Source organism: Staphylococcus sp. FSL K6-3157 (assembly GCF_038005145.1).
GTDB classification, from domain to species: Bacteria; Bacillota; Bacilli; order Staphylococcales; family Staphylococcaceae; genus Staphylococcus; species Staphylococcus equorum.
Map to the genome: position 1 here is coordinate 461865 of NZ_JBBOSM010000001.1, position 20065 is coordinate 481929.

Genomic DNA, 20065 nt, shown 5'->3' on the forward strand with positions numbered 1-20065 from the left:
ACAATAAAATCAAGAGTGGAATAATTCCATTCGTGTTTTCTATTTACAAACTGACATGGGGGTAGAAAAATGGTAGTTAATTATCAGAATGAACCAGGTATCGATTTTACAGACAGTAAAAATGTAGAATCATTTAAAGAGGCTTTAAAGAAAGTTAAAGGTGAATTAAATCAAAAAATTCCTTTAGTAATTAATGGGGAAGAAATATTCACAAAAGATACGTATCAATCTATCAACCCTGCCAATACTACTGAAGTTATTGCAGAAGTTTCGAAAGCAACTCAAGCAGATGTAGATAAAGCATTTGAGTCTGCAAACGAAGCTTATAAATCATGGAAGAAATGGTCACACAAAGATCGTGCTGAATTTTTACTTAGAGTATCGGCAATTATTAGACGTCGTAAAGAAGAAATATCAGCAGTGATGGTTTACGAAGCAGGTAAACCATGGGATGAAGCTGTAGGTGACGCAGCAGAAGGTATTGATTTCATTGAATACTATGCGAGATCAATGATGGAATTAGCGGACGGTAAACCAACATTGGATAGAGAAGGAGAACATAATAAATATTTCTATAAACCAATTGGTACTGGTGTTACAATTCCACCATGGAACTTCCCGTTTGCAATTATGGCTGGTACGACATTAGCGCCAGTAGTTGCAGGGAACACAGTACTTTTAAAACCAGCAGAAGATACACCATTAACTGCATATAAATTAATTGAAATTTTAGAAGAAGCTGGATTACCAAAAGGTGTTGTTAACTTTGTACCAGGGGATCCAAAAGAAATTGGTGACTATCTTGTAGATAGCGTACACACGCATTTTGTAACTTTCACAGGTTCACTTGCTACAGGTACTCGAATTTTTGAAAGAGCTGCAAAAGTACAAAAAGGACAAAAGTTCTTAAAACGTGTTATTGCTGAAATGGGTGGTAAAGATGCAATCGTAGTTGATAAAGATATCGACACTGATTTAGCAGCAGAATCTATTGTAAGTTCTGCATTTGGTTTCTCAGGACAGAAATGTTCAGCGTGTTCTCGTGCAATCGTACACAAAGATGTATATGATGAAGTATTGAAAAAAACAGTTGAATTAACTAAGAATTTAACATTGGGCAATACTGAGAATAACACGAACATGGGACCAGTTATTAATAAAAAACAATTCGATAAAATTAAAAATTATATTGAAATTGGTAGCAAAGAAGGTAAATTAGAGTTCGGTGGTGGTACGGATGGTACTACTGGATACTTTATTGAACCTACAATCATCTCAGACTTAAAATCAAGAGACCAAATCATGCAAGAAGAAATCTTTGGTCCGGTGGTTGGCTTTGTTAAAGGTAACGACTTTGAAGAACTATTAGACATTGCTAACGATACAGATTATGGTTTAACAGGTGCTGTAATTACAAATGATCGTGAAAACTGGATTCATGCAGTTGAAGAATACGATGTAGGTAACTTATACCTAAACCGTGGATGTACTGCAGCAGTTGTTGGCTATCACCCATTCGGTGGTTTCAAAATGTCAGGTACTGACGCTAAGACAGGTAGCCCAGACTATCTATTAAACTTCTTAGAACAAAAAGTCGCTTCAGAAATGTTCTAATTAAAATTATAAAATAATTTAAAAGCCGCTCATTGCATTGCAGTGAGTGGCTTTTTTGCTGTTATACATCTTTTACTTTGATATTAATCATTTTATGAAAAATTTCGTCTATTTCGTGTGCTGGACGTTTAATATTATGATCACGCATCCACTCCATAAAACCGAGTAAGCTTGAGCCATACATATAAAATATCAGTTCGATTGGAACACTTGAATCTACAGAAATACGTGAGACATTATCTTTAATGTCATTTTGTAATACACGGATAAAATAATTTGTAATCGTACGCTCAAATTCTTTGTCGTCTTTTTGCTTTTCTGTAATCCGTTCCATTCCGTTCACGTTATCAAAAGTGGTTTGCATAGTAGAAATTGGAGAGTTAATCCGTTCTTTTAAATCTATAGAAAAATAATCTTTGGTTAAATCAGTGATTAAATAGATAAGTAAATCATATTTATCATAAAAATGTTTATAAAAAGTAGTGCGATGGACCAATGCAAAATCACAAATTTGTTTAACTGTTATTGTAGAGAATGCTTGTTTTTCTATTAGTTCATAAAGGCTTTGGGAAAGCGACAGTTTTGTCTTTATAACACGCAAGTCTTTTTCATTCATACTACATTTCTCCTTATTTGTAGTTTAAATTAATAATTTTAATTAATTACCACTTTTTTAAGGCAGGCGTAAGAATTAGTATGTTACTATAAATGTGTAACAAAAATTTAAACTACATTGTATGTTTAAACTATAACGTTGATTAAATAAGGAGGCAATAGTTTGGCAAAGTTTTTGTATAAATTAGGTTCATTTATTGCTAAGCATAAATGGTGGAGTATTGTTGCATGGTTGATTTTACTTGTAGCAATTATAATACCGCTTACTTTAAATTCACCTAAATTTGATAATGATATCACTATGAATGGTCTGCAATCGCTTGATACAAATGAGAAACTCGAGGATGAATTTAACCAGGATAGTGAAAAAGCACAAATTAGAATTGTGCTTAAAAGTGACGCGAAAAACGGCATTATTAAGCAAGATATAACACAAGATGTCAAAAAGGCTTTGAAAGATATTAAAGATGATGACAAAGATGTTAAAAATGTTACAGATCCTTATGATAATAAACAAATTAGTGAAGATAAAACAACCGCATTTGCGGATGTGAATTATGATGTCAAAGTTACATCATTACAAGAAAGTTCTAAAGATAACATCAAAAATAAAATCGATAAAATAGAAGAGGACCATAATGTACAGGCTGAATTAATGGGTACAGGCATGGAATCCACAGAAATCGGTGGTTCTTCTGAGTTAATTGGTATAATTGTAGCATTTGTAGTGCTGTTAATTACATTTGGTTCAATTATAGCGGCAGGTATGCCTATCATTAGTGCATTAATTGGTTTAGGCACGGGTGTAGGTATTATTTCTTTACTTACATATGTATTTGATATTCCAAATATAACATTGACTTTAGCTGTTATGATTGGAATAGCAGTAGGTATAGATTATGCGTTGTTTATATTATTTAGATATCGACAAATTATGCGAACAGAACCTAACCACATCAAAGCAATTGGTTTAGCAGTAGGTACAGCTGGTAGTGCAGTCATATTTGCTGGTTTAACTGTAATCATTGCAGTTTGTGGACTATCACTTGTTGGCATTGATTTCCTAGCAATCATGGGGTTCGCATCTGCTATTAGTGTATTTGTTGCGGTAGTGAGTGCACTCACTTTATTACCAGCATTGATTAGTATTTTCCATAAAAAAATAAAACCGAAACGAATGAAATCAGAGTTTAAAGGCGATGTTGATACAGGTTGGTCAAAATTCGTTCTCGGCAAACCATTATTAGCAATATTAATTGGTTTAATTATTTTAATACTAGTAGCAATACCAGTTAAAGACATGCGCTTAGGAATCCCAGACGATGGTATGAAAGCTTCAGATTCTACTCAAAAGAAAGCTTATGAAATCGTTTCGGATAAATTTGGCGAAGGTTTTAATGGACAAATTGCCATGCTAGTGAACGTTAAAGATAAGAAAGATAATCCTCAAGCCTTACAAAAAGCCTTGAAAGATATGAATAAAGATATTAACGACATGGATAATGTAGAATTGGTTACAGAACCACAATTAAGTGGTAGTAAGGATTACGCTATGATGGCGGTCATTCCTAAAAAAGGACCGAACGCAGAATCTACAAACACCTTAGTACATGACTTGAGAGATTATAACGATAAAGCAAAAGACAATTACGACTTCAAGACTGAGGTAGCTGGTCAGAGTGTAATTAATATAGATATGTCTCAAAAATTAAATGAGGCAATTCCATTATTTGCTGGTGTAATCGTAGCCTTGGCATTTATCTTATTAATGGTTGTTTTCCGTTCGATTATTATTCCGTTAAAAGCAGTGCTCGGATTCGTACTATCACTGGCAGCGACACTCGGTTTTACAACATTAATCATGCAAGAAGGGTTTATGGCTGGCTTGTTTGGTGTTGATACTACTGGACCATTACTCGCATTTTTACCAGTAATTGTAATAGGTTTATTATTTGGCCTAGCTATGGATTATGAAGTGTTCTTGATGTCACGTATACATGAAGAATATAGTGTTACACGTGACAATGAACATTCTATAAAAGTAGGTATTAAAGAAAGTGGACCAGTCATTGTTGCAGCAGCATTGATTATGTTCAGTGTGTTCATCGCATTCGTGTTCCAAGAGGATGTCATGATTAAATCAATGGGCTTAGCACTTGGGTTTGGTGTATTATTTGATGCAATTATCGTACGATTAATGTTAGTGCCTGCACTAACTAAATTATTTGGTAAAGCATCATGGTATATGCCAGCGTGGTTAAATAGAATCTTGCCAAGTATTGATATTGAAGGTCATGGGTTAAAAAAAGATCTTGAATCAACACATAAAGCGAAAAATAAAGACCAGTAAAAAATATTGCTTATAGTAAAAATTTGCAGTCTGACAATTATGTCAGGCTGCTTTTTTGTCTAAAGATTAACAAATTTTAAATTATAATTGAATAATTGGGGATTTTCATTAAAATATTTAACTATAACGAGGTGAATCATGAAAACATTTTGTCGAGTAGAATTTAATGAACCTAACAATTTAACTGTCAGCATAAATGATGGTTTACGACTTGTGCTAGTTCTGAGAAGTAGTATGACAGTATGGAAATATAATGAAATATATGAATACCAAAAAGGTGATGTTTTTATTGTTAATCACCGTGAGCAATTTCGTTTTATAGAAAATGAAGACACGCTCTATATTTCTATTCATTTAACTGAAAGATATATAAAACAATATATATCTGATTATAATGATAAAATTTTAATTTTGGATAAGGGACATTTACAAGAAGTTATTTATAAACAAATCGTAAATGCTATTGCAATGATAGGCGTTGTTGATATAAGAAAAGGAGAATTTTATCGTTTATACATAGAACAGCAATTAATCAATTTAATGTTTATAATTGCGCGATTTTTACCTACAAAAATGAACGAATCATATAGAGAAATGTTAAATGACTATCGATTAGAATTTGTGTGTAACTATATTCAAAGTAATTACTCTGCGCATATCTCGTTAACTGAAGTAGCCCAAAAGGTGCCACTTAGTACTGCTTATTTATCAAAACTTTTTACACAGCAAATAGGAATGGGATTTAATCAATATGTAATTCACATAAGACTTGAGCATTGTAAGGAAGATTTGGTTTATACAGATGAAACGATTACGCAAATTGCTTTGAAAAATGGTTTTAGCAATTCTAATATGTTACTGAAACATTTTAAGAAAGACACCCAAATGACGCCTACACAATATAGAGAAAAGTATAAAAATACGTTTTTGATTGAAAAGTTAAATAAAGAAAAAGAAGAGGTTGCATATCAAACTTATTTACACTATTTATCAGATTATATAAATGAATCTGTTGGTGATATTTTGCAATCACCTGAAGCAGAAAAAGTCATTGATATTACTTTAAAGGACTCAAAACAAACGCTTTTGCATTATCAACATGTGATACATATAGGGAATTTAGACGTGTTGCTCATTCAAAGATTTAGAAACCAAATACTAGAAGTGAAAAATTGCATAGGTTTAAATCATGTACTGATTAAAGATCCTATTAGAGGAGGTTTTATTAAAGATAAGATTATCGAAAGTGACGAAGTTATACCGAATGTGCACCGATATATGAAAATAGATGAATGCTTGAATTTTTTACTTATGCATCACATTGGCCTGGGCATAGAGGTAGACCCGCCCAAAGTAATGTCGAATTTCAATGCTTATTCCAAAGAATTGGCATATGCATTGGAACATATTTATAACACACTGCCAGATAATCATTTATTTAATTTAGTACTTTACATAAATTGTATAGATGAAGATATATCCCAAGCAATAATCATATTATTTAAACAGTATTTTAAGGATATCAAAATTGTATTGAACTTTAATATTGAGCATCAGACGGAGGCACGTGTAGCTAAATATATTTTAGAGGTCCATAAGCAACATATTGATAGTATTGCATTCTGTGCAAATCAAAATGACATAATCAATTTTCAATCTATTGAGAGTAACCAATATAATTTAGCTAAGAAACATATCACGCTCAAATTAGAGGAAATTATGGAATGGTTAGATGTAAAAGACCGAAATATTTCCTTTACGTTATTAAATTGGAATACATTGACAGGTAATACAAGTTTGACAAATGGAGAATATTTTAGAGCAGGCATTATCTTTGAACAACTCATAGAAATGAATGGTCATATTAATAGGATTGGATACTGGTTGAATTTTGAGATACATCAGCAATATAGTCAGAAAGATATAAAAACACAATTAAACGGTATTGATTTATATCATCAATTTGATGGTAAAAGACCTGCTTTTTTTACAAGTATGTTTTATAAAAAATTATTTAAAAACATCTTGTATAGAAATGGAAATTGTATTGTTTTAGGTAACACCGAACATTTTCAAATTGTGCTTTGGGATGCAGAACATTATAACCCTTATTTTACTTTGAATAATCCTTCTAATAATTTAAATCATAAAGACTATCAAATAAATATTTTCCATTTATTACCTGGGATATACAAAATCAAACATCTAACATTAGATAAAAACCACGGTGCGTTATATAAAGTATGGCAACAATATAATACACAACATGGCATGGATGAAGAAACGATTGATTATGTTAATCGAGTATCTTTTCCTAAATTAGACGTTAGTGAAGTAGAGGCAACTGATACAATAACATATCATTTGAAATTACTTACAAATGCAATTCAAATTATTGAATTCAGAAGATACTTTGATAAAGAAATATAAATACAAAAAACTAACTAAAAGAATTAATAAAAATCACTATTTCTTTTAGTTAGTTTTTTTATGTTGGTTATGTATAAGTAATCATATATTTAACCGCGAGAATAATTGTTGATGACAAAAATCAATATGTACATTTTTGTCATAGAAGTAATATAAATCGAATGCATTATAAATAAGATAGTAAAACAACAAATACTCTATATTGAGATAAAAAATTACGCGCTAAAATCGTTTTTAGAGAGGATAGCGAGCATCATTGATTGAGGATGTTTAGGGTGGAAAAACATTTTACAATTAGGCTTATCTTTCCTGTTTGTCATTTGAAAATTTAATTTAGGAGGATAAAAAATGACTCAAAAAGGAAATGTACAGACATATAAAGGAGATAATAAATTAATATTAGGAATTGTATTAGGGGTCGTCACCTTTTGGTTGTTTGCACAATCACTATTAAATGTAGTCCCGACTTTGCAGCAATCTTTTAAGAGTAATATAGGAACAGTGAGTATTGCGGTGAGTATTACTGCGCTTTTCTCAGGAATGTTTGTGGTAGGTGCAGGTAGTCTCGCTGATAAAGTTGGACGCGTAAAAATAACTTATATTGGTTTGTGGCTTAGTATTATTGGTTCATTATTGATTATCGTGAGTAACTTATCTATCTTACTTATTGTAGGTAGAGTGATTCAAGGGTTGTCTGCTGCAGCAATTATGCCGTCAACATTAGCCATAATGAAAGCTTATTTTGATGGGAAAGATAGACAACGTGCTTTAAGTTATTGGTCTATCGGTTCATGGGGAGGCTCAGGTTTAGCATCTTTATTTGGCGGAATGGTATCGACATTTGTAGGATGGAGATGGATATTTATCTTGTCTATCATCATCGCCTTAGTTTCGATGTTATTAATAAAAGGCACACCTGAAACAAAATCAGTTAGCAAAACTAAGGTAGGATTTGATTACACAGGATTACTATTATTTGTTGTTATGATGTTAAGTATTAATGTGGTGATCACACAAAGTGCATCATTGGGTATTTTTTCACCAATCATTATAGGTTTAATAATAATATTTATAGTTTCGACAATAAGTTTTATTAAAATGGAAAATAAAAAACAAAATCCATTAATCGATTTCAAACTTTTTAATAATAAAGCGTATACAGGTGCCACACTTTCTAATTTTTTATTAAATGGTGTAGCAGGTGCACTGTTAGTAGCTAACACATTTGTGCAGCAAGGTTTAGGCTTTAATGCATTCCAAACTGGTTTATTATCTATTACTTATTTGGTAACAGTATTGTTAATGATTAGAGTAGGAGAAAAGATTCTACAAAAAGTAGGCGCTAAAAAGCCGATGATGCTCGGCACATTTTTTAATATGATTGGCATAATTTTAATCTCGCTTACATTTTTACCAAGCACAATTTATGTAGTCGTTTGTATCATTGGATATTTACTTTATGGTTTGGGACTCGGTTTCTATGCTACACCTTCAACTGATATGGCTATTTCAAATTCACCTGAAGATAAAGTAGGTGTGGCTTCTGGTATTTATAAAATGGCTTCATCACTCGGTGGTGCATTTGGTATCGCGTTATCAGGCGCACTTTATGGCATCGTGGCAAGTACTACTAATGTCCAAACTGGCGCATCAATAGGATTATTACTCAATGTATTGATGGCATTATTATCGTTAATTATCATATTGATTACTGTCCCATCATTTAAAAAGGCATAACATTTACGTTATTCAACAAATGCTCTAACACATAAATTACACTCAAAAAGTATATAATGTAAATAAGTTGAATATATTTAATATAGGAGGAACTGTTATGGTGAAACAATTAATAGATATATTGAAAGAGAAAGAAAATCGAATGATTGAGATACGTCGCTATCTTCATCAATATCCTGAGCTATCTTTCCACGAAGAAGAAACGCCTAAGTATATTGAAGATTTTTATAAAGATAAAGATTGTGAAGTAGAAACGAATGTAGGTCCTAATGGTTTGAAGGTGACAATCGATAGTGGGAAACCTGGTAAGACAATTGCAATACGTGCTGATTTTGATGCACTACCAATTCAAGAGGATACTGGGTTAGCATTTGCTTCAAAAAATGAAGGCGTGATGCATGCTTGTGGTCATGACGCACATACAGCATATATGCTAATTCTTGCTGAAACACTTATCGAATTGAAAGATCAATTTAAAGGTAAAGTTGTTGTTATTCATCAGCCTGCTGAAGAAGTACCTCCAGGCGGTGCACAAGCGATGATTAAAGATGGTGTCTTAGATGGTGTCGACCATGTATTAGGTGTCCATGTGATGAGTCATATGCCATCTGGTAATGTATATTATCGTGAAGGTAATGTACAAACGGGTAGAGATTTCTTTAAACTTAAAGTGAATGGCCAAGGAGGACACGGTTCATCACCACATACGGCAAATGATAGTATTGTAGCTGGTGCATATTTTGTTAATGCTTTACAAACAATAGTTTCAAGACGTTTGAATCCTTTTGAAACTGGCGTTGTAACAATTGGTTCATTTGACGGTAAAGGACAATTTAATGTAATCAAAGATAGTATTGAAGTAGAGGGCGATGTACGTGCCTTGACTGATGAAACCAAACAAACTATTAAAAAAGAGGTTAAACGTTTAACAGATGGCTTAGAAGCAATGTTTGGTGTGACATGTGAATTAGAATATAATGTCGATTATCCTGCATTGTACAATGATCCAGAGTTTACGAATTTTGTTGTAGAATCTATTGAAAGTGCTGATACAGATGCAATTAAAGGTATAGAAAGATGTGAAGCACAACCACCTTCTGAAGATTTTGCATATTATGCTAAAGCTATACCGAGCACATTTATTTATGCAGGTGCTGCACCTGACAATGGTGACATTCATCCACATCATCATCCTAAATTTGATATCAGTGAAAAATCATTACGCGTAGCAGCTGAAGCAGTAGGCGTTACCGTATTCAATTATTTAAAATAAAGTATTAAAACATAAAATAAAGGTTGTAGCTTATTATACTGGGCTACAACCTTTATTTTTGTGTGCATAATTTTCTTCTCATTTTTCATGTAGTTTATGCAGGCGCATTAAAGTGTATATATAGAATAATAAAACAATAAAAAAGGATGATTGAAATGAATGCAGATAAAAAACTAAGTGAATTGCTTGAAGATTATAATAAGCCGTTAAAAAAATTATTCAAATATGATAAGTCAAAGGCACTTACATTTGATAAAGAAACTAGAAGTGAAGTTCAAGAACAAAAAGGTGTTTTTGTTATCTTTAAAAATAAAAAACCATTATATGTAGGACAAGCAGGTGGGTTTATGACTGGATACAAACTTACTCAAAAAGATTTAAATGATAAGCTCGCACAATTCAATGTGAAATCAGATGCTGGCACAGCAAAATTTAGAAAAGCCTATGTAGCGCAACAAAATTTAGATGAATCAGAATTAAAAAATATTAAAGCAGAAGAACATAATTTGAAATTCCAATATATTAAAGTTAAAGGTAACCCTGCACTAATTAATATCTTAGAAATACTTGCTTTAGAATATGCGAAAGAAAATGATATCGAGTTATATAATTTTCTATAAAATCACCTGAGTTAATGGAGGTGAATAGGAAGAGGGTTGATTGCTATGAATATAAGAAATTTTAATATTCGTTTTCAACACTGTGATATTAAAGTGAAATTACCTAAAGGATACTTTAAGCGTAAAGCTGGTCCATATCCTTTAGTAATCGTTCAAGATGGTGATGACTTATTTAAGGATATTGAACGAGAAGTCATATTTGTAGGATTAGTGCAGAATGATAATGACAAAATTTATGCGGCTTGGCAAGATAAAGTCGAAGATGAATCATTTTATAGTGCAGTGGATGATTATCTCTTATGGATTTCTGATCAATTGTTGCCTTATTTAAAAAAATGTTTCAATGTATCTGAACAGCGCTTGGATATAAGTATTGCTGGGGCGTCACTAGGTGGATTAGTTGCGCTCTATGCGTTATTCAAGAAACCAGATACATTTGGCACATATATACTGATTTCACCTTCAATATGGTATCCAGGCTTTCTAACATTTATGAAACAGCAACCTATTATTAAAGAAGAAGAACATGTTTATTGGTATATTGGCACGCTTGAAGATGAACAACATCCAGAGATCAATACCAATATCTTAGCTCAAACTAAACAAGGCGTAGACATTCTAAATGAGCTCTTAATTTCTGAACAAATGACATTTCATTTTGTTACAAATAATAAAGGATTACACCAGCAAATTTATTTCAAAAAATACTTTAATAAAGCGGTAAAAAAATTATTTTAGTTAATTTGCTCACGTAAAAAATGACAAATTATAGCCATTATTTATCAGAAAATTCGAAATAATAGCATGTAAATTCTGACCTTTATGCTTAATTAATGATAAAATTTAAAGTGTAAGAATTTTTAAAAGAAATAATCGTACACTTAATTGTGTAATATTCTCAATTGTAATTTGCGAAGAGAAGTGTCTTTTAAATTCTAACTTTATATTATTAACAAACATAGGGGATGCTTTTATGGTAGAAAAAATGAAACAAATTTCAGGGGGTAAATTGTTGACGGGTATTGTATTATCAATATTAACTTATTGGTTATTTGCCCAGTCATTTTTGAATATTGGGCCTCAAATCCAGTCAACTTTTGGAGCTAGTCCAGGTATAGTCAATATTTCTATAAGTTTAACGTCATTTGTTACTGGTGTGTTTATGGTAGTAGCAGGTAACATTTCAGATAAATTTGGTAAAGTGAAAATGACACGTATTGCACTCATACTAAGTATCGTTGGTTCACTTATGCTTATCGTCTCAGGAAATGTCGTATTATTGATTCTAGGTAGAGTTGTGCAAGGTTTATCAGCAGCAATTATCATGCCAGCGACGATATCCATCGTCAATGATTTTTTTGAAGGGGACGAAAGACAAAAAGCATTGAGTTTTTGGTCGATTGGTGCGTTTGGCGGCACAGGTTTATCATCGTTTTTTGCAGGAGCAATGGCAACATTTATTTCGTGGCAATCTATCTTTATTTTGTCGATTATATTATCGCTTGTTGCGCTGATGCTATTAAAACATTTACCAGAAAGTAAATTAATTAAAGACAAAGCAAATCGTTTTGATTATGCAGGACTTACAATATTTGTGATTATGATTGCGAGTATTAGTTTTGTCATTACACAAGGTTATAAAATGGGATGGCTGAGTACGCCAACATTAATATTATTAGCTGTCTTTATCATATGTGTATTTATGTTCTTCAAAGTAGAACGTGGCAAAAAAGTGCCGTTTATCGATTTGGAATTATTTAAAAATAGACCTTATATAGGCGCAGTACTTGCGAACTTCTTACTTAACACAGGTGTTGGTGTCATTGCTTTATTTAATATGTATGCGCAAGGTGGATTGGAATTTAGTGCGTTCCAAGCAGGTTTACTTACTTTACCGTACTTGATTACACTACTTATTGTTGTACGCTTAGGTGAAAAGAGCATTAAAAGATTTGGCGCGAAACGTGCGTTGGTTATCGGACCAATATTTACAGGAATAGGTATATTATTATTTAGTTTAACGTTCTTTGGTACCTCAGGGTATATCGTTGTAGCGTTAATTGCATCAGTCTTTTTTGGTGGCGGTACAGGTCTCTTTGCAACACCTGCATTGAGTACTGCAGTTTCAACTACACCTCCAGAAAAAGTGGGCGTCGCTTCCGGTATATTTAAAATGGGCTCAACACTTGGTGGCGCATTTGGTATTGCAATTATGACTTCTATTTACACAGCGATCATGCAAAGTGGACAAAGCTTACATACAGCGGCAACCGCAGGCTTTATCGTTGGTGCTTGTATTGTTGGTTGTGGCGTTCTCGCGAGTGCATTAATCATACCGACACGTAAAATAAATAGTTAAATATTAAAATTAAAGACCATTGTAACGTTATCGTTGCAGTGGTCTTTATTACGTTGAATTATAAAGTATACTATTTGTCATACATTTCTAATTTTTTATATTTATGTGCCAAATGTAAATCATGTGACAATGCAATAAGCGGTCTAACTGTCATCTGTATACTGCCGATTACAAATAATACTGTACCTATAGTGACAGTAGTATCACTGAAAAATAAAAAACTACCTATTAAGAATATGATGCCAAGAACAACATCGTTTAATTGGTATAGTGCTTTATAAATCATTGTAAGACGTTCAGATCTTTGAGGTGTATTAAAATTTAAATCAGCACTTTTGTTAATAGAATTTTGTTGCTTTGATTTAGACATAGAAAAGGCCTCCCATACATATCTTGAGTTGTCTTACTCATTCCCTTAATGGTTTACATAAAACCAAGAAAGATTTATGATAAAACAAATTCAGAAGGACAGAAAGAGGGGAGCATCATGCATTATAAAAGATACTATCAAGCACCTATCGGACGCGTTGCAATAACATCTGACGGAGAGCATATCACTGGCTTGTGGCTACCCAATCAAACAGATTTCGAATTAAAATATGATCACAAGTTAGTAGAAACAGAACAACCTATCTTTGATAAAGTAGAACGTTGGTTAGATGCGTATTTCTCGGGAAATATTCCGGAAATTGATTTTCCTTTAAAAGCGTCTGGCACGGAATTTCGTGAACAAGTCTGGGCAACACTTTTAGAAATACCCTATGGCGAAACAGTAACGTATGGAGAAATAGCACAAATAATAGGAAAAAAAAGAGGTAAAGCTCAAATGTCGTCACAAGCGGTGGGTGGCGCAGTAGGCAGCAATCCAATTTCAATTATCATTCCATGCCATAGAGTTGTTGGTAAAGATGGCAGTTTAACAGGTTATGGTGGTGGCATTGATACCAAAATTGAGTTACTTAAATTAGAAAAAATGGATATGGATGCATTTTATAGACCTAAACATAGTACAAAGCCTTGAAGCAGTAAGGTTGAGCAATGAATTAAAATTTTAAAAAAGTTACTTAAATACGCTTGCAAGTTGTAAAAAAACTCTAACTAAGTTGATAATTTAACTCAGTATGGTATTCTATTACACGTCTTTGCTAAAAATTTAAGGGATGGTGAGAATTTTGCCAAAAGAGAAAAAACAATTTTCAAGTGTATTTATATATTCAGCTGCCATCATAGGATTACTTGTTTTGGTTGGCGCAATTTTCCCTCAACAATTTGGGAGTATTACAGGTAGTGTGTCTACTTGGGTTTCAGATACATTCGGTTGGTATTATATGTTGTTATATACTGTAATACTAGGCTTTTGCGTATTTCTAGCATTTAGCCCAATCGGTAAATTAAAGTTAGGTAAACCTTCGGACAAACCAGAATTTCGTACGGTGTCATGGTTAGCGATGTTATTTAGTGCAGGTATGGGTATAGGTTTAGTATTCTACGGAGCATCAGAGCCTATTTCGCATTATTTAGCACCGCCAACTGCAGATGCTGAAACAAAAGCAGCCATGTCAGAAGCGTTTCAATCTTCATTTCTAGACTATGGTGTTCATCCATGGGCGATGTACGGTGTTGTTGCTTTGGCACTAGCGTATTCACAGTTCCGTAAAGGTGAAAATGGTTTGATTTCAAGAACGCTACGCCCAATTTTAGGCGATAGAGTAGAAGGTCCTATTGGCACGGTTGTAGATGTGCTAGCAGTCTTTGCAACAGTAATTGGTGTTGCAGTTTCTTTAGGCGTAGGGGCTATTCAAATTAACGCTGGGCTTAATTATTTATTTGGTATACCAGCTAATTCATTGGTTCAAGGTATAATTATAGCAGTGGTTACTGTATTGTTTTTATATAGTGCATGGAGTGGTTTAAGCAAAGGTATCCAATATTTAAGTAATTTGAATATGGTGTTAGCCGCTTTACTACTCGTAATTGTTTTTATTGTGGGACCAACGCTACTTATCTTAAACATGATGACAAGTGGCACAGGAGACTATTTGAATTCGATTTTATTTAATACTTTAGATGTTGCTCCATTAAATGAACAAAAATCGGACTGGTTACAAACATGGACAATCTATTATTGGGGCTGGTGGATGAGCTGGAGTCCATTTGTTGGTATATTCATCGCTAGGATTTCAAAAGGACGTAGTATAAGAGAATTTGTTGTTGCAGTGTTAGGTGTTCCAACAGTGATTAGTATCATTTGGTTTAGTGCCTTTGGTACGACAGGTATCACAGTTGGACAAGAACACGGTGAATTATTTAAATTACCACCTGAGACACAATTATTTGGAATCTTTAATGAATTACCATTTGGATTTATTCTTTCAATGATTGCATTAGCGCTGATTGCATCATTCTTTATTACTTCGGCAGACTCAGCGACCTATGTCTTAGGTATGCAGACTGCACATGGTACGTTAAACCCTACAGGCTTTGTTAAAATTGTCTGGGGCTTAGCATTAGCAGCTATTGCGTATGTCTTATTATTAGCTGGTGGAGATACTGGTTTAGATGCCTTACAATCTGCTGCTATCATATCAGCACTACCGTTTAGTTTTGTAGTGATATTAATGATGATTGCTTTATTTAAAGATGCAAACAAAGAACGGAAATATCTAGGTTTGACTTTACAACCTAATAAAGAACGATACGAAGCATATACACGTAAGATTGAACAAGAACAAGCAGAAAAATAATTAAGTTATAACATGGTACGTACATAAAACAGAGGAGATACAGTCGTAAATTGACAAATATCTCCTCTGTTTTAGTTTGTTGAGTAAAAAGAAAAGAGGCTGAGACATAATGACATGTCTTAGCCTCTTTTTTTATATTGGCAGTGGCTGACTGAATTGAAAATGCGCTTATCTCAAGCTTTTTTCAATTCTAGTCAGCTGTGCCGGGGTGGGACGACGAAATTTTATTAGAAAAATTAGATTTCTGTCCCACTCCCTTTTTATATACATGAATTTATTAAATTCAGTAAAGACTCCTTAACACATGATTTAAATGCATAAGCTAAATATGGTAATTTAAATTATGTATCTTAATCATGATACGATTAAGTGATTTCAGATTTAATTTAAGGTATTATAATTACGGATATGATCATTAATACTTTCAAGATAGAAAATATTTTTTTGCTCATCAGCTAATTCAGTTTCGTGATCGAATTCTAAATTATCAAAACGTTTAAAGAATGATTCATACGTTTCAACTGAAATTTCAGTACGATTGTTTAAAAGGTCTTTATGTCCTTGAATATCAAGTGCATCTTGGTAGCCTTTTACAATTTTACCGCTAAAGAACTCGCCTACAGAACCTGAACCGTAACTGAAGAGTCCGATTGTATCATCGCCAGAAAGGTCATGTGTTTCTAATAATGAAATCAAACTTAAGTATAAAGATCCAGTATAAATGTTACCTACATAACGATTATAATATGTAGCATCTTCATAACCAGAAGTTAAGCGCGCTTTTGTTTGTTCATCAACAGAATCTGTTAAAATTGAGTCAAGTGCTTTTTTACCCATTTTTGTAAATGGTACGTGGAAACATAATGATTTAAAATTATCTAATGATTTATTGTAGCGACGAGCATATTCATTCCAGCTTTCTTGGAACGAGTGAATGTAAGCATCTTTTGATAATGCGCCATCAACGAGAGGATAAGGTTGTCCACTTGGACGCCAAAAATCATAGACATCTTCAGTGAATGCAACTGCGTCATCATTTAATTCAAGAATTCGTGGGTTTTGTGATATTATCATAGCAACTGCACCTGCACCTTGTGTAGGTTCGCCACCAGAGTTTAAACCGTAACGTGCAGTATCGCTAGCGATAACTAATACTTTTTCATCTGGACGTTGTGCTAAATAATCTTTAGCTAATTGAATTGCTGGTGTTGCAGCATAGCAAGCTTCTTTCATTTCAATACAACGTGCAAATGGTTGAATGCCTAGCAAGTTATGTATTTGTACTGCTGAAGCTTTCGCAGAATCAATTGCAGATTCTGTTGCAACGATAACCATACTGATTTGTTTTTTATCTTCATCAGTAATGATGTCTTTTGCGGCATTTGCGCCCATTGTAACAATATCTTGGCTTACTGGACTAACTGCCATTTCATTTTGGCCAATGCCAAGTAGAAATTTATTTGGGTCAACTTGGCGTGATTCTGCAAGTTTAGCCATGTCTACATAAAATCTTGGAACGTAAAAATTAATTTGATCAATACCAATTGTCATAAAGCGTATCGACACCTTTCTATATATAAATAAGCACCTGTATCATACCAAATCACGCTTATAAAATACAATGATTTAAAATTAACTGTAAATAAAGGAGATTGAAAATGAATAAAATAGCAATCGTAAGTGCAAAACGTACACCAATTGGAAGATTTAAAGGGAAATTAAGTAATTATTCAGCAGTTGAACTCGGAAAGAAAACATTAAAAGCAGCGATAGAAGCAATTAAATTGGATCCAAATACAATAGACCAAGTTATTTATGGCAATGTGTTACAAAGTGGAAGTGGACAAAATCCAGCGCGTCAAATTAGTATCAATGCAGGTGTACCGAATACAACGCCAGCTATGACAATTAATGAAGTTTGTGGCTCGGGACTAAAATCAATTATCCTCGGTAAACAAGCAATCCAATTGGGAGAAGCGAAAGTAGTTGCAGTTGGTGGCGTAGAAAGTATGACGAACGCACCACAACTTATTTTAAAAGAGGGAGAATCACCTGTTCAAAGCTTTATGCATGACGGGTTAACAGATGCTTTTTCAAATGTACCAATGGGCATTACAGCAGAAAAAATAGCTGAGAAATACGATGTGACACGTGATCAACAAGATAAATTTGCAAATGATTCTCATCAAAAAGCGCATCAAGCGACTGAAGCGGGTAAATTTGATAATGAAATCGTACCGTTAAAAGACGTAAATGGTGAATGGATGACAAGTGATGAAGGTATACGTGGTAATACGAGTATAGAAAAACTTGCAACTTTAAAAACAATTTTCAAAGAAAATGGCACAGTTACTGGTGGTAATGCTTCTAGTATTAATGATGGTGGTTCAACTATTATCTTAATGGACGCAGCTTATGCAAAAGAACAAGGCTATGAAATTTTAGCGCTTCTAGGAGAACATGCTGAAATAGGTTGTGATCCTGATTATATGGGATATGCACCATATCATGCAGTTACAAAATTATTAGATAAGACAGGTAAACATATTGATGACGTAGATGTAGTTGAAATGACTGAAGCATTTGCATCACAAAGTATCCCTGTTCGAGACAATTTAGGCATAGCTGAAGAGAAACTCAATTTATACGGTGGTGCGATTGCGCTAGGTCACCCAATCGGCGCAACTGGTACACGCTTGGTAACGACACTTGTGAATGTATTGTCACAAGAGAATAAACAAAGTGGTATCGCTACGGCTTGTATTGGCGGCGGCTTAGGTATAGCACTAGAAATTGAAAAGGGGCATAAATAATGGAAGCGTTAGATAAGTCATTTCGTCATTTATCTCGTGAAGAGAAATTAGAGCAACTTGTTCAAAAAGGCTGGTTGAGCAATGAAAATAAAGTGATATTGCTAAATAACCCGCTTATTCCTGAAGAGATTGCGAATAGTTTGATTGAAAATGTGATTGGTCAAGGTTCGTTACCTGTAGGATTACTACCTGAAATTATTGTTGATCAAAAACCATTTGTTGTGCCAATGATGGTAGAAGAACCTTCAGTTGTTGCAGCTGCAAGCTATGGCGCTAAACTTGTTAATCAAACTGGTGGTTTCAAGGTGGTATCTAGTGAACGTTTAATGATTGGCCAAATTGTATTTGATGGCGTAAATGATACACAGGCACTTGCACAAAAAATTAATCAGTTGGAACCACAAATTAAACAAATTGCTGATGAAGTATATCCTTCAATTTTAGAAAGAGACGGGGGCTACCGTCGCATAGAAATTGATACGTTTTCAGCGGAAGGTTTATTGTCATTAAAAGTATTTGTAGATACAAAAGATGCTATGGGTGCGAACATGCTGAATACAATTTTAGAAGGTATTACAGCTTATTTGAAAAATGAATTAGACAATATTGATATTTTAATGAGTATTTTATCAAACCATGCGACAGCGTCTGTAGTTAAAGTACAAGGTGAAATAGAAGTTTCTGCTTTATCCAAAGATGGCCGCAATGGACAAGAAGTAGCGAAACGTATGGAACGTGCTTCTGTATTAGCACAAGTAGACATTCACCGTGCAGCGACACATAATAAAGGTGTAATGAATGGTATCCACGCTGTTGTCTTAGCAACAGGTAATGACACACGTGGTGTTGAAGCAACCGCACATGCATATGCAAGTAAAGATGGACAGTATCGTGGCTTAGCAACATGGCATTATGATGAGCAACGTCAGACATTAGTTGGGACGATTGAAGTTCCTATGACATTAGCGACAGTCGGTGGCGGTACAAAAGTGTTACCAATTGCTAAAACAGCGCTAGATTTAATGAAAGTAGATTCCGCTGAGCAACTTGGACATGTAGTTGCTGCTGTTGGCTTGGCACAAAACTTTGCTGCTTGTCGTGCATTAGTATCAGAAGGTATCCAAAAAGGACATATGAGCTTACAGTATAAATCGTTAGCCATTGTTGTGGGTGCAGAAGGTAAAGAAATCGCACAAATCGCAGATATGTTGAAAGATGAGCCAAGAGCCAATACAGCAACAGCACAACAATTGCTAGATCAATTAAGAGAGAACAAATAGAATTAATATATATAAAGCACCTTCAATGTGAAAGGTATGATTGAATCATAGGTGGATGTATTAGAGGAGTGGGCCACGATAATGTCCACTCCTCTTTAACGTGCTTAGTTTGAAGAGAAATAAATGTTTTAGTTAAATTGTTAAAACGCTATTTCTATTATCTAATGCTATGGTTATGATTTTATTTTAAGAAAATACTATCATATACTTGTTATATAAGAAAAAAGTAG

The 20065-nt window shown here is 33.6% G+C and carries 15 protein-coding genes; 12 read left to right on the forward strand and 3 right to left on the reverse strand.

Annotated features, from left to right (window positions below):
* Positions 1-69: 69 nt before the first annotated feature.
* On the forward strand, positions 70-1614 hold the full coding sequence (gene pruA / locus MHB47_RS02040; RefSeq protein ID WP_340754767.1) for an L-glutamate gamma-semialdehyde dehydrogenase: 1545 nt from the start codon (positions 70-72) through the stop codon (positions 1612-1614).
* Positions 1615-1675: 61 nt separating this feature from the next.
* Here the strand turns inward: pruA and MHB47_RS02045 are convergent, their stop codons facing one another.
* A complete protein-coding gene (locus MHB47_RS02045) occupies positions 1676-2230 on the reverse strand; it encodes a TetR/AcrR family transcriptional regulator (RefSeq protein WP_277581829.1) in 555 nt (184 codons plus the stop codon).
* A gap of 162 nt (positions 2231-2392) precedes the next feature.
* Here MHB47_RS02045 and MHB47_RS02050 point away from each other — a divergent pair, with 162 nt between their 5' ends.
* The 7 genes from MHB47_RS02050 to MHB47_RS02080 all read left to right on the forward strand — a co-directional run bounded on the left by MHB47_RS02050 (position 2393) and on the right by MHB47_RS02080 (position 12998).
* Positions 2393-4579, forward strand: coding sequence for an MMPL family transporter (locus MHB47_RS02050; RefSeq protein WP_340754772.1), 2187 nt, complete (start codon positions 2393-2395; stop codon positions 4577-4579).
* 138 nt (positions 4580-4717) lie between these two features.
* Positions 4718-7009 (forward strand): transcriptional regulator AryK, encoded by a 2292-nt coding sequence (aryK, locus tag MHB47_RS02055; protein ID WP_340754774.1) that lies wholly within the window; start codon positions 4718-4720, stop codon positions 7007-7009.
* Positions 7010-7357: 348 nt separating this feature from the next.
* Positions 7358-8746: an MFS transporter gene (locus MHB47_RS02060; RefSeq protein WP_340754776.1), complete on the forward strand. Its 1389-nt coding sequence runs from the start codon at positions 7358-7360 to the stop codon at positions 8744-8746.
* Between the two features lie 97 nt (positions 8747-8843).
* Complete coding sequence (locus tag MHB47_RS02065; RefSeq protein ID WP_340754778.1) at positions 8844-10019, forward strand: M20 family metallopeptidase; 1176 nt, start codon at positions 8844-8846, stop codon at positions 10017-10019.
* Between the two features lie 155 nt (positions 10020-10174).
* On the forward strand, positions 10175-10639 hold the full coding sequence (locus tag MHB47_RS02070) for a hypothetical protein (RefSeq protein WP_021339732.1): 465 nt from the start codon (positions 10175-10177) through the stop codon (positions 10637-10639).
* 45 nt (positions 10640-10684) lie between these two features.
* On the forward strand, positions 10685-11377 hold the full coding sequence (locus MHB47_RS02075; RefSeq protein ID WP_340754780.1) for an alpha/beta hydrolase: 693 nt from the start codon (positions 10685-10687) through the stop codon (positions 11375-11377).
* 235 nt (positions 11378-11612) lie between these two features.
* A complete protein-coding gene (locus MHB47_RS02080) occupies positions 11613-12998 on the forward strand; it encodes an MFS transporter (protein WP_340754782.1) in 1386 nt (461 codons plus the stop codon).
* 70 nt (positions 12999-13068) lie between these two features.
* Here MHB47_RS02080 and MHB47_RS02085 read toward each other — a convergent pair whose 3' ends face one another.
* Positions 13069-13368: a YrhK family protein gene (locus MHB47_RS02085; protein WP_340754784.1), complete on the reverse strand. Its 300-nt coding sequence runs from the start codon at positions 13366-13368 to the stop codon at positions 13069-13071.
* Positions 13369-13485: 117 nt separating this feature from the next.
* Here MHB47_RS02085 and MHB47_RS02090 point away from each other — a divergent pair, with 117 nt between their 5' ends.
* A complete protein-coding gene (locus tag MHB47_RS02090; protein WP_340754786.1) occupies positions 13486-14019 on the forward strand; it encodes a methylated-DNA--[protein]-cysteine S-methyltransferase in 534 nt (177 codons plus the stop codon).
* 139 nt (positions 14020-14158) lie between these two features.
* Positions 14159-15742, forward strand: coding sequence for a BCCT family transporter (locus MHB47_RS02095; protein ID WP_445684148.1), 1584 nt, complete (start codon positions 14159-14161; stop codon positions 15740-15742).
* 381 nt (positions 15743-16123) lie between these two features.
* On the opposite strand, the gene MHB47_RS02100 is transcribed toward MHB47_RS02095, so the two are convergent.
* On the reverse strand, positions 16124-17293 hold the full coding sequence (locus tag MHB47_RS02100) for a hydroxymethylglutaryl-CoA synthase (RefSeq protein ID WP_340754790.1): 1170 nt from the start codon (positions 17291-17293) through the stop codon (positions 16124-16126).
* A gap of 107 nt (positions 17294-17400) precedes the next feature.
* Between MHB47_RS02100 and MHB47_RS02105 the strand changes: the two genes are divergently transcribed.
* The gene (locus MHB47_RS02105) at positions 17401-18555 is read left to right on the forward strand and encodes a thiolase family protein (protein WP_340754792.1); all 1155 of its coding nucleotides are present in this window, start codon (positions 17401-17403) and stop codon (positions 18553-18555) included.
* On the forward strand, positions 18555-19835 hold the full coding sequence (locus tag MHB47_RS02110; RefSeq protein ID WP_340754795.1) for a hydroxymethylglutaryl-CoA reductase, degradative: 1281 nt from the start codon (positions 18555-18557) through the stop codon (positions 19833-19835). The genes MHB47_RS02105 and MHB47_RS02110 overlap by 1 nt, the downstream gene beginning before the upstream one ends.
* The last annotated feature ends 230 nt before the right edge of the window (positions 19836-20065 follow it).